The 13,009-nt window shown below is 60.3% G+C and carries 12 protein-coding genes; 9 read left to right on the forward strand and 3 right to left on the reverse strand.

What is annotated here, in order from left to right; translation table 11 throughout:
• Window positions 1-69 precede the first annotated feature (69 nt).
• Window positions 70-1,200 (reverse strand): 5-(carboxyamino)imidazole ribonucleotide synthase, encoded by a 1,131-nt coding sequence (locus tag HMPREF2874_RS02725; protein WP_239663108.1) that lies wholly within the window; start codon window positions 1,198-1,200, stop codon window positions 70-72.
• A gap of 327 nt (window positions 1,201-1,527) precedes the next feature.
• Between HMPREF2874_RS02725 and HMPREF2874_RS02730 the strand changes: the two genes are divergently transcribed.
• Entirely contained in the window at window positions 1,528-2,133 is a 606-nt protein-coding gene (locus HMPREF2874_RS02730) for a GtrA family protein (protein WP_049346531.1), read from the forward strand.
• Between the two features lie 111 nt (window positions 2,134-2,244).
• Here the strand turns inward: HMPREF2874_RS02730 and HMPREF2874_RS02735 are convergent, their stop codons facing one another.
• A complete protein-coding gene (locus HMPREF2874_RS02735; protein WP_070648860.1) occupies window positions 2,245-3,039 on the reverse strand; it encodes a TIGR03089 family protein in 795 nt (264 codons plus the stop codon).
• A gap of 610 nt (window positions 3,040-3,649) precedes the next feature.
• Here HMPREF2874_RS02735 and HMPREF2874_RS08985 point away from each other — a divergent pair.
• The 3 genes from HMPREF2874_RS08985 (at window position 3,650) to HMPREF2874_RS02750 (ending at window position 5,889) form a co-directional block, all read left to right on the forward strand.
• Window positions 3,650-4,138 (forward strand): WhiB family transcriptional regulator, encoded by a 489-nt coding sequence (locus tag HMPREF2874_RS08985; protein ID WP_239663109.1) that lies wholly within the window; start codon window positions 3,650-3,652, stop codon window positions 4,136-4,138.
• Window positions 4,139-4,158: 20 nt separating this feature from the next.
• The gene (locus HMPREF2874_RS02745; RefSeq protein WP_049333002.1) at window positions 4,159-4,383 is read left to right on the forward strand and encodes a DUF3499 family protein; all 225 of its coding nucleotides are present in this window, start codon (window positions 4,159-4,161) and stop codon (window positions 4,381-4,383) included.
• Between the two features lie 135 nt (window positions 4,384-4,518).
• Window positions 4,519-5,889, forward strand: a complete 1,371-nt coding sequence (locus HMPREF2874_RS02750) for a TIGR01906 family membrane protein (RefSeq protein ID WP_070648861.1) — start codon at window positions 4,519-4,521, stop codon at window positions 5,887-5,889.
• Between the two features lie 107 nt (window positions 5,890-5,996).
• Here the strand turns inward: HMPREF2874_RS02750 and HMPREF2874_RS02755 are convergent, their stop codons facing one another.
• A complete protein-coding gene (locus tag HMPREF2874_RS02755; protein ID WP_070648862.1) occupies window positions 5,997-7,628 on the reverse strand; it encodes a dolichyl-phosphate-mannose--protein mannosyltransferase in 1,632 nt (543 codons plus the stop codon).
• Between the two features lie 172 nt (window positions 7,629-7,800).
• Between HMPREF2874_RS02755 and rsmI the strand changes: the two genes are divergently transcribed.
• From rsmI to HMPREF2874_RS02780, 5 genes are all read left to right on the forward strand, one after another.
• A complete protein-coding gene (gene rsmI, locus HMPREF2874_RS02760) occupies window positions 7,801-8,739 on the forward strand; it encodes a 16S rRNA (cytidine(1402)-2'-O)-methyltransferase (RefSeq protein ID WP_070648863.1) in 939 nt (312 codons plus the stop codon).
• 112 nt (window positions 8,740-8,851) lie between these two features.
• On the forward strand, window positions 8,852-9,925 hold the full coding sequence (locus HMPREF2874_RS02765) for a TatD family hydrolase (RefSeq protein WP_070648864.1): 1,074 nt from the start codon (window positions 8,852-8,854) through the stop codon (window positions 9,923-9,925).
• 241 nt (window positions 9,926-10,166) lie between these two features.
• On the forward strand, window positions 10,167-10,994 hold the full coding sequence (locus HMPREF2874_RS02770) for a glycosyltransferase family 25 protein (RefSeq protein WP_070648865.1): 828 nt from the start codon (window positions 10,167-10,169) through the stop codon (window positions 10,992-10,994).
• Window positions 10,995-11,327: 333 nt separating this feature from the next.
• The gene (locus HMPREF2874_RS02775) at window positions 11,328-12,149 is read left to right on the forward strand and encodes a glycosyltransferase family 25 protein (protein ID WP_070648866.1); all 822 of its coding nucleotides are present in this window, start codon (window positions 11,328-11,330) and stop codon (window positions 12,147-12,149) included.
• 410 nt (window positions 12,150-12,559) lie between these two features.
• The coding region (locus HMPREF2874_RS02780; RefSeq protein ID WP_141754211.1) for a glycosyltransferase family 25 protein at window positions 12,560-13,009 on the forward strand (450 nt) is incomplete at its 3' end.

Here is a 13,009-nt window from a genome sequence, read left to right on the forward strand (position 1 = left end):
TAGGGGCGTCGAGCGCGGGTTCTCAGCGGAGAGAACCCGCGCTCGACCTATATTTGAGTGGCCCGTCGCCTACAGGGGGCGGCCATCGCGCAAAATGGATGCGGCGTTGGCGGCGCTGTGGCGCAGGTTCTCAAGCTCATCGACCCGGCCCGAAATGTTCACGTGGCCAATCTTGCGGCCGGGTCGGGTTTCCTTACCGTAGAAGTGAATCTTGGCGCGAGGCTCGGCCGAGAGGGCCAGCGGGTAGACGCCGAAGATGTCCTCGTTCTCGCCGCCCAGGTAGTTCTTCATGACGGCGACCTCGTCCAGCACGGAGGTATCGCCCAACGGCAGATCCAGCACGGCGCGCAGATGCTGCTCGAACTGGCTGGTCACCGAACCGTTCTGGGTCCAGTGGCCGGTGTTGTGCGGGCGCATGGCTAGCTCGTTGATGTAGAAGCCTGCGGGGGAGCCGGGCACCTCGAAGAGCTCGGCGGCCATCACGCCGGTCACGCCCAGCTCGGAGGCGATGGTCACGGCTGCGGCCGCGGCGGCCTCGGCAATCTCGGGGGCCAAGTTCTGCGCGGGGGCAATCACCTCGTCACAGATGGAGTTCACCTGGATGGTCTCAACGACCGGCCAGGGGCGCACCTCGCCGCTCTCACGACGAGCCACCAGTGCGGAAAGCTCGCGGGTGAAGGGAACCTTCTCCTCGGCCAGCAGGGCGGAGAAATCGGTGCGCGAGGGCAACTGCTCGAACCATTCGGAGCTACGCTCGCGAGCCTCGGCGGGGGAATCCAGCACAAGCACGCCCTTGCCGTCGTAGCCGCCGCGCGGGGTCTTCAACACCACGGGCCAGCCAATCTCATCGCCGAAGGCAAGAAGCTCGTCCAGGGTAGAAACCTTAGCCCAGCGAGGGTTCGGCAGACCCAGGCGCTCGACGGCCTGGCGCATCAGGAGCTTATCCTGCGCGTACTGCAGGGCGTCGGGCTGAGGCTGCACGTTCACACCCTCGGCCATGAGGGTGCGTAAAAATTCGGTGGGCACGTGCTCGTGATCGAAGGTGATGACATCCTTGCCGCGGGCAAACTCGCGGAGGGTATCGAGATCCTTGTAATCGCCAACGGGGGCGGTGCGTACCGCCGCCACGGCGCCGACGGTGGGCGCCTCCGCGAGAATCTGCAGGTTGATGCCAAGGTTAGTTGCTGCGGGGGCCATCATGCGGGCCAGCTGGCCTCCGCCGATGACGCCAATTACGGGTCCAGTCACAGGGTAAGTCACATCACCTAAGTGTACTCGCTTCGGGGCGTACACGTTAGATGAACCGTATCGTGAACTGTGGGCGGGCGATTGCCTGTGGCGGGGGAAAAGCTGCCGCTACCGGCTGGGTATTGACTGAAAAATCCGGCGCGGCTAGGGATAACCCGGCCGGTCTGTACTACCATATGAAGAGCTTGAAAAGTCCCCGGCGCCCGGTCTCTGCCTCGCGGCCCCGCTCTGGCGGACCCGGAAGCTATCCACCGACACCACCTGTTAGATAGGCCCCGCATGAGCGCACAGACTAAACCCACCATGACCGAACGACTGAAATCCCTGTGGGACAGCTACGGCATCGAGGTGCTTAAGTTCGGAACCGTCGGTGGCGCTGCGTTTGTGGTGAATTCCATTACCGTGTGGGTTCTCATGATGACCGTCATGTCGCAGTCCCACACGAAGGCAAAGGTCGTCGCAAGTATCGTGGCCACCATCTTCTCGTGGCTTATGAACCGCCTGTGGACCTTCCGCGAATCCCGCTCCGAAAACTGGAAGCGCGAGGCCGTCGAATTCGGCATCGTCAACCTGCTGGGCATCATGGTTGAGGCCGGCTGCGTGGCCTTTAGCACCTACGTGCTGAACCTGCGCACCGCGGAGGCCTCGTTCATCTCCGGTACGATCATCGGTACCATCCTGGGCACCATCCTGCGTTACTTCCTCTACCGCTTCTGGGTGTACGGCTCGCACCGTAACCAGGTCTCCAAGGGTGAGGGCACCGACCATGAGGAACTCGGCCGCATGTTTGATGACGCGGCCGCCATCCTGGACGGCGAAGCCTCGGAAGGCTCCAAGGCTCAGAGCGGCGGGGCGAATGCATCCGGTACCGAGCGCGGCCGCTAAACGGCACCGCTCAGAGCCCACCACCAGCCCTATCAAAGACAAAGCAGCGGCCCCGATACTTCGTGTATCGGGGCCGGTGCTTTATCTTCACGCTCTTATCGTATCGGGGGCCTAACTACAGGGCAGTTCCTTGGCGCGTTCGGCCTCCAGGAGGGATGCAAGCCGCTCTTCGCTCCACTCAACGGCCGGATCGGCCAGGAACACGGCGCGCCCCGAAGCCATGATGGCCAAGGCCTGCATCAGGGTGCTCAGCGTCGCCTCCGAGGAATCAAAACCGTAGCTGGGGCTTAGCATGAGGGCCAACGCCCGCTGACCGCCGGAAAGCGTCTCGCCACGGTACGAGTCCGCTAGCTGGCGAATCTGCGCGTAGGCCTCGGAGTAGGTGAAGCCCTCGACCACTTCGGCAGACTCGTCGGGCAGCAGACCCTCGTAGTGGTCACCCATGCTGGGCACCAGGGCACAGAAATCGAGCACTTCATCGGCGTAGGTTTGCAGAGCAGTCAAATCCCCAGAGTAGGCGAGGGCCAGGGGAGCGCGGTCTACCGCCAGAAGATAGGCTGGGCCGTTGACGAAGCGCGCGTCCTGCTCGGTGCATACCGCGGCGGCCAGGGGCTCCTCCCGGTCGAGAGTTGCGCCCACGCGCAGGGCGGCTAGGCCGACCACCAGAGGACGCCAGTGCAGGGGCGCCTGCAGATCGAAGGCCTCTTCAGTGGCGAGGTCACATTCCTCGATGAGCAGGTTGGCGGTCTTGTTGACCCAGTTCATGAGGACGCGCCCGGAGAGCTCGATGCGCTCGCCGTTGTCGGAGTACCAGATGAGTGTGGGGGTCTGCACGGAGCTGAGGGCCTCAAAGAATCGGTTGAGGGAGGCGGGAACCGCGGGATCGGTGGGGGATAGGGTAACCATGGTTTCACTCTACCGCACCGCAGGCATTGCGCCGGGCACGGGGGGGGGGAGGAGAGAGCCGGGGGTTATCTCGGCCACGCGGCCGAGGGGAGAGATTGTCATAGAACGGTAAGGAGAAAATTTTCAGGGAACGAGAAGAAAAAACACGCGGCGCGGAGCGATATTTTCAAATAGTGCTTGTCATAAAACCGCTTAATGTAAAGTTTTCTTGTTACGGGTGTGAAATTTTTGTCCGTAAGGGCCTATATGCACAACTGCATAAATTGGGAAACGTGCGGACGAAAAATAGCTGAGGTATGGCTACTCTTAATTTATTGGCGGGTTTCTAAAATTAGGGCCGGAGCCCCGAAATGTAGCCGACTGCCCGGAACCGCCCCGGAAACCAGGTGCGTGATGACGAACCCGACGAGGGGTTTCGTGCCGTTCGCGAGACGATATTTTTGTTCCCAAACCAAATAAAAGTCGCAATTACAATAAATAATCGTCACGTTATATACATCTAAATAATCATTAAGTCTAGTTTGACGAAACGGCGTGTCGCACGTCTAATAGATATATAAGCGTGTTTGCTTTGGGGGACCGTAGAGGCTGAAGCGAACCATGCCACACCATACACACTAAGATTCCGTCCACGACGGATCCGCAGACTCATTATCCTCACAATGAGAACACGGAAGGAAAACCCATGGGCTCCTACCTAGCCGCTGACCGCATAACCGCGGCACGCACCTCAGGCGCTCAGCACCGTAGCATGAACCCTGCACCATCACTCGAACAGGCCGCCGATGCCTTTCTAACCGACGCCGAGCGGCGACAGCCCGCCCCCGTCGATATTTGGGCTGCCGCCGCTGGACTCTACGGAACCGAAGGAGACGACGGAGAGCTCGCCTGGCAAGCCGAAGCGCTCTGCGCCCAGACCGACCCCGAAGCCTTCTTCCCCGAAAAGGGCGGCTCCACCCGGGACGCCAAAAGGGTGTGCGGTGTATGCCCCGTACGCGAAGAGTGTCTACAATATGCAATGGACAATGACGAGCGCTTCGGTATCTGGGGCGGTCTGTCAGAACGAGAACGCCGCCGACTACGCAAGCAGGCGAGCTAAGCCAGGAAGGTACAACCCACATGCAGACTGCGCGACTGTGCTCCCGCCAAACCTGCCGACGAGAGGCGACCGTCACCCTCCACTACTCTTACGCGGACTCCACCGCAACCATCGATGAGCTCTCGGAGTTTCGTGACCCTCACGCCTACGACCTCTGCGACGAGCACGCCGCCCGACTCACCGCACCGCAGGGCTGGCACGTAGTCTACAAGGTACCTGTCCAGGCTGTGGACACCGAAAGCTAAGCTTTAAAGCACTAGAATGTAAAGAACCTTCCGCGAATTGCCGCGGAAGGTTCTTTGCGTGTGAGAAACTGGCAGGTAGTATTCACCCGCCCGAACACACTCAACGGACACTCACTCACGATAGAACGCGAGACCATGACCAAAGAAACACCTCGAGGCATGTGGGGAGCCCTGCGCCCGGCCATCCGTCGAACCAACGCAGAGGAGCTCCTGCAGGCCCGCCAAGCCGAACGACAGACCAACCGTCAGGCCATCGAACCGGCACCGAACACCGGCGCCTTCGGACGCATCGCCGCCGACGTTCCGAACGTTGCCGAAGAACCCGACCTGCCCACCGGTTCTGTTCCCGTCGTTCCGGCCCGCAGCAAGTTGCGCGAGCAGGGTGTTGGTTCGCGCGTGCGCACCCGAACTAACGTTTCCACCGGTTTCGTGCCCCTGGTCCGTGACTCTCAGAGCACCCCCAAGAACCCTACGCTCAGCGATCTCAACCGTGAGACCATGCAGCGTGCCGCCGAAGCTGAAGCGACAGCTGCAACCCCCGCAGGCGCCTCCAGTGCACCCGCCGCGGATGCACCCGCCCAGGCGGCGAGCGTCGCCACCGCCGAGGCCGCAACCACCACGGGTAGCAGCCGCAAGTACCGCACCGAAACCACCCGCACGGGCCAGAACCGGACTGTCGCCGACCCCAATGCACCGCTCTCCTCGCTCGCCTCCTCACCCGAGGCTGCGGAACGTGCCGCAGCCCGCCAGGATGCCATGCAGGATCAGCCGCGTCTGCTGAGGCTGCGTGCCACGCTCATCGCCCTCGCCGTACCGCTGAGCGTGCTGATGATTGCGATTCGCGCCGTCGCCTCCGCGCCCTTCCTCTGGTTCGAGTACCACCGTCCCGGGTTCCCCGAGGATAGCTACGGCTACTACCTCATCGAACGTATGCGCCTGGGTTCCTACGGCCTGGACTACATCAACAACTTTGCCCCGCGAGAGTACCTCGCGCGCATCACCACCGGCGCCGATAACGCTCTTGCCTTCACCGACGCAGAGGTCAACCACATGCACGACGTGAAGTGGGTTCTGCTAATCGCCACGATGGCCGTCGCCGTATTTGTGCTGGTCACGCTCTTCAGCAGCCTCTCGCTGCGCGAGCGCGCCCCCGGGGTGATTCGCCGTAGCCTCTTCACCGGCACCTGGATTACCCTCGGCCTCATCGTGGTGTTGGGCGTCGTGGGAGCCTTCGGGTGGGATTGGCTCTTCACGACCTTCCACCAGCTGTTCTTTCCGCAGGGTAACTGGGAATTCTCGGTGCGAAGCACCCTGATTCGCCTCTACCCGCCGCAGTTCTGGATTGACGCGGCCATCGCCGTAGCGGTTATCGTGGTCGTGCAGATTGTGATTCTGCTGGTGACCACCTGGCCCACGACCTACCGCAAGCTCAAGGCGGAGCGTCGCCGCCAGGAGCGCCAGGAACTGCGTGTCAAGCTGGCCTCGGCCCGCGTGGGCGAGAACTAGCATCGCGTGTCAGAACGCATAGCGAGGGGGCCGGAACTTATAGTTCCGGCCCCCTCGCGTATTTTGGGGCGTCGGCAGACTAAACCCAGCAGACTAAGCCCGGGATTCTAAATCCAAGACTTAAACCACATGTGCGAGTACCACTGCTCATAGGGGATGACCTGAGCCGTCCACAGCGGCATGAAGTACGCGCTCAGCACGAGCACACCCACCAGGTACAGCACAACCACTGTCACGCCGACGCGCGCCCTCACCACTGAACCGCGAGCCCCCGAGAGGCACAGGCCCAGGGCACCGGCCAGCAGCAGAATCAGGAACGGCTCGAAGGACAGCGCGTAGAAGTAGAACATCGTGCGGGTCGGGTACATAAACCACGGGAAATAGCCGGCACCGAACACCAGCAGCAGCGCGCCGAAACGCCAGTCCCGCTTGAGCAGGAACACGAACAGGCCAACCAGTATCGCGGGAATAAACGCCCACCAGATTGCCGGGTTACCAATGTTCAAGATGGCCTCGGAGCAGGACTTTACCGTGCACCCGGCAGAACCCAGCTTCGGCGACTCGTAGAAGTACGAGGTCGGGCGGCCCAGAATCAGCCACTGCCACGCCTGCGAGGAATAGGTGTGCGGGGTGCTCAGACCCGAGTGGAACTTGAAAGCGGAGGCGTGGTACTCCCACAGGGAACGCAAATCCTCGGGGAGCCACAAAAGGCCCTTGCCCGGGTTCTCCTGAGCCCAGTGACGGAAGTACGCATTCGAAGACTGGAACCAGCCGGCCCAGGTGCTCAGGTACACCAGCAGACCCACGCCAATCATCTGCACGAAGGCCGGGATACCATCGCGCACCAGAGCGATCAGCCCCCACTTCGGCAGGCCAACGATGCGGCGGGCATTCATATCCCAGAAAACCGTCAGCAGACCCATCGCGGCGATAAAGAAGAGAGAGTTCCACTTAACGCCCACGGCGGCACCGGCGCACACACCGGCCGCCACACGCCACAGCCGCAGGCCCATACCCGGACCCCAAGACATCGGAGGGAGCTCCCCCCGGTACTGCCGGGCAGCCTCCGCAATATTGCGGGCCAATACGCGCCGGGCGTGGATGCGGTCCAAGAGCAGGCACACGAAGGTCGCCAGAATCCAGAACATCTGGAAGATATCAAGCAGCGCCAGGCGCGACTCAACCAGCATGAGGCCGTCCACAGCGGCCAGCAGCGCCGCAATGGTCGAAACCGTTACAGAACGGAAGAGCAACCACGCTGCGTAGGCAATCAGCGCCACCGAAAGCGTACCGATGACGGCCGCCGAGATGCGCCAACCGAAGGGATTATTATCGCCAAAGATCGCCATGCCGGCGGCAATCATCCACTTACCCAGCGGCGGATGCACCACGTACTCCGGCGAGTCCGGCAGGATACCCGATGGGTGCCCCGCAACGAAGGAGGCGTTCGCGTCCTTCGTCCAACTCAGTTCGTAGCCGTAGTGAACGTAGGAGTAGGCATCCTTCGCGTAGTAGGTTTCGTCGAAGACGATGGCGTTCGGGTGGGCCAAGTTGTAGAAGCGCAGCACGCCGGCCAGCAACACAATCAGCGTGGGAGCCACCCAGCCCCAGCGCGGGGCCCGGATGTAGGCGACAGCGAGGGCATCGAGCAGGGAATCCAGGCCGTAGCGTCCTGCGCGGACGGCGGCCTGGCTCGACCCGGTCGAGGCCTCGGGGGAGGAGAGCTTAGGTATCTTCACCCATCCATCCTAAATGGTTAGACAGTATGATGCACCATTTCCGCCCGGTGACGAGGGTATATGACGCCTGGAGCACCCGCCGCGGGGAAAGCGTTACCCTCACCCGCCGCCCAAAAAACGAGCGTTACACTTAGGTGGTAAGCGAAGACCAGACACAGACACGAGGCCTGCCATGACCGCACCCGCCGCCGAATATCCCGAAGAACCCGCCGAGCTCTCCGAACCCTCAACGGCCGATGCACCCAACACCGACGTGCCCGTCACCTCCGAAGAAGGCGGCGTGCTCATCCTCGGCGGCACCCCCATCGGTAACCTGGCCGACGCCTCCGACCGCCTGCGCTCGGCCCTCGCCACCGCAGACCTCATCGCCGTTGAGGACACCCGCAAGCTGCGGACCCTCGCCTCCGGGCTCGGTGTGCGCACCCGCGGTCGCGTCATCGTCAACCACGACCACAACGAAGAAGAACGCAGCGCAACCATCGTGCAGGCGGTGCAGGATGGCCGGCGCGTGTTGCTTCTCTCGGACGCGGGCATGCCCACCATCTCCGACCCCGGCTACGTGGCCGCGGCCGCGGTTGCCGAGGCAGACCTGCCCGTCACCGTGGTGCCCGGCCCCTCCGCCGCGCTGACCGCGCTCGCGCTCTCCGGCCTGCCCACCGGCCGCTTCACCTTCGAAGGATTCCTGGCTCGAAAGGGCTCCGAGCGTTCGCGCCGCCTCGCCTCGCTGGCGGGGGAGGAACGCACCATGATCTTCTACGAGTCCCCGCACCGCACCGCCGCGACCCTCGCTGACTTTGTACAGACCTTCGGCGCGGACCGTCGAGGCACCGTCAGCCGCGAGCTGACTAAGCTCCACGAGGAGGTTCGCCGCGGCACCCTGGCCGAGCTCACCGAGTGGGCAGGATCTGAGCGTATTCGCGGCGAGATCGTCATTATTGTCGAGGGTGCGCAGGCCCCCGAAACCCCCGAAGCTCAGGACGTCGTGCAGCTGGTCCTCGAGCGCGTGGCTGCCGGCGAGCGTCTCAAGGCCGCCTGCGCCGCCGTGGCCGCCGAGACCGGAACCTCCAAACGCGAACTGTACGAGGCCGCCCTGGCCGCCCGCTCGGAATAATGAACCGCCCGGAATAGTTATTACTGTGACGCCGTGACCCCGCGGGGTGTGCCCCCCGGGTTGTCCTGCGCGGACTATCCCGCGGTATCGCAAACACACAGAAGGATTCCCCATGTGCCAGAACCACACCGGTAACACCATCACCCAGGAGGACCTGAACGCTCTCGCAGCCCTGGCGGGGTATACCCTGCCCACCCCCGCACAACTGGAGGGAACCGTGCTGCCGCAGGGCTGGAGCATCGTGCCCGGCGAAATCCCCGCCCCCTACGAGGCGGAGCTCTACGTGGGTATTAGCGACGCCGAGGGAGGGGAGGGCACCCGCCGCCGCTCCACGACCGGTGAGAACGGACGCAGCCGTAACCTGCTCTTCCCGCCCGCCCCCGAGCCGCTGCCCTACCCCATCGTGGACAACCACACCCACATGGACCTGCTCGACGGCGAGGTAGAAATCAGCGCCCGCGATGCGCTCGACACCGGTGAGAAGCTCGGCATCGGCGCCATCGTGCAGGTCGGATGCGATATTCCCTCCTCCCTCTACGCCGTCGCCGCCGCCCAGGCCGATGAGCGTGTGCTCGCAGCCGTCGCGATTCACCCGAACACCGCGCCCGAGCTGGCGCAGGCCGGAACCCTCGACGAAGCGCTGGCAACCCTGGACCGCCTGGCCGCTGCCGACCGCGTGCGCGCCATCGGTGAGACCGGCCTGGACTATTTCCGCACCGGAGATGAGGGTAAGGAGGCGCAGCACTACAGCTTCCGCGAGCACATCCGCCTGGCGAAGAAACACAACCTGGCACTGCAGATTCACGACCGTGACGCCCACGAGGACGTCGTGCGCATCCTGGACGAGGAGGGCGCGCCGGAGCGGACCGTGTTCCACTGCTACTCGGGCGGGCCCGAGCTGGCCGAAATCTGTAACGAGCGCGGCTGGTACATGAGCTTCTCGGGCACGGTCACCTTCAAAAATTCGAAGGGTATTCAGGAATCGCTAGCCATGGCTCGCCCGGAGCTGATTCTGGCTGAGACGGATGCGCCGTTTTTGACCCCGCATCCTTTCCGCGGTCGCCCGAACGCGTCGTACATGACAAACTACACGGTGCGTTTTATGGCTGCTCACCGCGGTGAGGAGCTGGAAGCACTATGTCGCCTCATCCGCGAAAATTCGGAGCGTGTGTATGGCCAGTGGTAGGTGCGTACAGCCTGTACGGATAGCTACTCTGGGTTGCTTACCCTGGGTCGCCTCGCGGCGCGTGTCTGCGTGCTAGACTGTAGCGACTATCATCAATTCACTCAAACAGCTATGCCATGATCTGATTTGCAGTATTTAGGTATGTATAGTGCCTCAATAGCGTGTTCAAAATTGGTGCTGCAAACGTCCCTACGAGATTTATATGTTTGGCACCCGGTGACTGGTGCCTTAGGAGGACACTATGGCAAAGATTCTGAAGTATGTTCTGGGCCTGGATGGTGCGAACCGTTTTGAATCGTTCTATTCGGTGGGCGCGCCCGCGAAGGATTTCGTGCCTTATTCTGCGGTTGATAACCGCGATAACCACGTGACCGATGACGAATTTGATGTTGAGCTTTTCCGTAGCCGCTGGCATCGTGACCCCACCCCGGCTGAGCGTGGCTGCATGCTCAGCCACGTGAAGATGTGGGAGGACTTCGTTGCCTCGGATGCTGACTGGGCTCTGATTGCTGAGGACGACATCCTTATTTCTCCGGATGCTGAGGCAGTCGTGAACGCGATCATCACCAAATACCCGCAGGTTCAGCTGGTGAACCTGTGCGATGCGTACTCGTTCAAGGCGGGCACTATGAACCCGCGCCTGGATTATATTCGTCTGTCTCTGCTGTCTCCTTTTGTGCACGGTAAGTACCGTATGGGTAGGCCGTACGGTTCGACCCGCCTGGGCTGCACGGGTCTGTACCTTATTTCTCGTTCGGGTGCTGAGCTGCTGCTTAAGCAGTTTGAGGATAAGGTGCCGGGTACTGTGGCTGATGATTACAAGCTGTACCAGCAGTGGGGTGTGGATGTGCGTTTTGTGCAGCCTGGCCTGTGCGGCTGGGAGGGTAGTAGCGTGATCCTGGATTCCGGTAAGAGCCACCTGGAGATGCTGGCTGAGAATCAGAAGGGTTCGAGCGCTCTGGATCGAGTGCGTATTGCGTTGGCTCCGAAGATGCGTTTGGTGAATGCTAAGAACGCTCTGGATGCCACTCTTGATGAGGTGAAGCAGCGCCTGGGTAAGGCAAAATAACTAAGCCTCTTTGAGAAAGCTCCTCTTTGTCACATATATGGCAGAGGGGAGCTTTTGTGTAGCTATTTTCAGCTTTAGCGCGTGAGGTATCGCGTAACGTGCGAGACATAACAGGGTGCCGCACGCCAATTCCCGGGTACTATCTTCACATGAGTGATAGGGTATTTTTATACATACGATTCATCACTCACTGACTAGGCAATTTGTTATCGTGCACGCATATTTTCGGCGTGCTCTGTGTTTGTCGGTGCCAAGTCAATACTCGGCACTCATGCATGGCTTCTGTCGTTTCAGATTAGGACTGTATGGGTGTGCCACAGCAAAGGGAAATTCATGGCAAAAATTCTGAAATACGTTCTGGGACTGGACGGCGCTAACCGGTTTGATTCTTTCTTCTCGGTGGGGGCACCCGCTCAAGGTTTTCAGCGTTATTCTGCGGTGGATAACCGTGATGATCACGTCACTGATGCACAATTCGATAGCAAGCTGTTCTTGGCTCGTTACGGTAAAGAGCCGAGGCCTGCCGAAAAGGGTTGCGCTTTGAGCCACTACCACATGTGGAAGGACTTCCTCGCTTCAGATGCCGACTGGGCTTTGCTGGCAGAGGACGATGTCCTCATTTCCCCTGACTTGCAGCCTGTAGTGGAGAGGATTATTGAAAAGTATCCTCACGTGCAGATGGTTAACCTGGGCGATATCTACGCTTCTGAAGCTGGCAAGCTCAACCCGCAGGTTGATTATCCCCGTCTTTCATTGCTTGCTCCTTTTGTGTACGGCAAGTACCGTATGGGTAGTGCCTATGGTTCAAAGCCTCTGTACGGTGCTGCCTTGTATCTTCTTTCGCGTTCTGGAGCTGAACGACTCGTAGAATGTTATGGCGAGACGGTTCCCGGCGTTGTTGCTGATGATTATTCTCTCTACCGAGAATGGGGAGTGGACATATATTTGGTGCAGCCCGGCCTGTGCGGTTGGGAAGGCACCAGCCTCATTCAAACTTCTGGCGTTCGTCACTTGGAAAGTCTCAAGAGCACGCAGCATGGCACCGGTTTTATCGACCGGGTGCGCATCGCCCTGGCGCCGAAGAAGCGTATTGCGAACGCAAAGAATATTCTGGATGCCACTTTCGAAGATGTGAAGCAGCGTCTAGGACGATAATCCAGAGACGGTAACCCAGAGATGGATTGGGGTACTGTCATCACATAAAAATGTGAATACGTGGGTCTTCTGCCCTGTCGTTTATCCCCTCCCTATCGTGTGTATGCGGTAGGGAGGGGCTTGTTTTTGCTGTGCACCGGTACACGCGTGTCGTACCGCGTTTTAACCTGCGGACACCTGAGATTGGTGCATGGTGAATGATAGAATTCTTTCTACGTTGCACAGTAGTGTGCGTATTTATCACACGCTCAATATTCAGACTTCATGCCATTTACGCATTACGCACTGATTTTTAAGATGGATGGCCCCTTCTGTCGTGCAGGTGGTCTGTTGTTCTGAAAACTCATCATTAACCTTTGCGATCTTCTATTGCTTAGGTTTTCTGGATGAGCTATTGAAAGGAAAAAAATATGGCAAAGATTCTGAAGTATGTTCTGGGCCTGGATGGCGCGAACCGTTTCGATTCGTTTTATTCAGTGGGTGTTCCCGCGCAGGGTTTTGTCCGTTATTCTGCGGTGGATAACCGCGACAATCACGTCGCTGATGAAGAATTTGACGTTGAGTTTTTCCGTAGCCGTTGGCATCGTGACCCTAGCCCCGCGGAGAAGGGTTGCATGCTCAGCCATGTGAATATGTGGCGTGATTTTGTTGCAAGTGACGCCGATTGGGCGCTGATTGCCGAAGACGACATCCTTCTTTCTCCGGATGCTGAGGCGGTCGTGAACGCAATCATCACGAAGTACCCGCAGGTGCACCTGGTGAACCTAAGCGATTCTTTTGCAAATGATGCCGGCAAGCTGAACCCGCAGGTGGAATACATCCGCCTGTCCCTGCTGTCTCCTTTTGTGCACGGTAAGTAC

The sequence above is a fragment of the Rothia sp. HMSC068F09 genome, from assembly GCF_001812775.1.
Classification (GTDB): Bacteria; Actinomycetota; Actinomycetes; order Actinomycetales; family Micrococcaceae; genus Rothia; species Rothia mucilaginosa_A.

What these genes read in the sequence shown, in the direction of transcription:
- HMPREF2874_RS02725 (WP_239663108.1), bottom strand. Translation starts at nt 1,200, where the DNA reads ATGATGGCCCCCGCAGCAACTAACCTTGGCATCAACCTGCAGATTCTC.
- HMPREF2874_RS02730 (WP_049346531.1), top strand. Translation starts at nt 1,528, where the DNA reads ATGAGCGCACAGACTAAACCCACCATGACCGAACGACTGAAATCCCTG.
- HMPREF2874_RS02735 (WP_070648860.1), bottom strand. Translation starts at nt 3,039, where the DNA reads ATGGTTACCCTATCCCCCACCGATCCCGCGGTTCCCGCCTCCCTCAAC.
- HMPREF2874_RS02745 (WP_049333002.1), top strand. Translation starts at nt 4,159, where the DNA reads ATGCAGACTGCGCGACTGTGCTCCCGCCAAACCTGCCGACGAGAGGCG.
- HMPREF2874_RS02750 (WP_070648861.1), top strand. Translation starts at nt 4,519, where the DNA reads ATGACCAAAGAAACACCTCGAGGCATGTGGGGAGCCCTGCGCCCGGCC.
- rsmI (WP_070648863.1), top strand. Translation starts at nt 7,801, where the DNA reads ATGACCGCACCCGCCGCCGAATATCCCGAAGAACCCGCCGAGCTCTCC.
- HMPREF2874_RS02765 (WP_070648864.1), top strand. Translation starts at nt 8,852, where the DNA reads ATGTGCCAGAACCACACCGGTAACACCATCACCCAGGAGGACCTGAAC.
- HMPREF2874_RS02770 (WP_070648865.1), top strand. Translation starts at nt 10,167, where the DNA reads ATGGCAAAGATTCTGAAGTATGTTCTGGGCCTGGATGGTGCGAACCGT.
- HMPREF2874_RS02775 (WP_070648866.1), top strand. Translation starts at nt 11,328, where the DNA reads ATGGCAAAAATTCTGAAATACGTTCTGGGACTGGACGGCGCTAACCGG.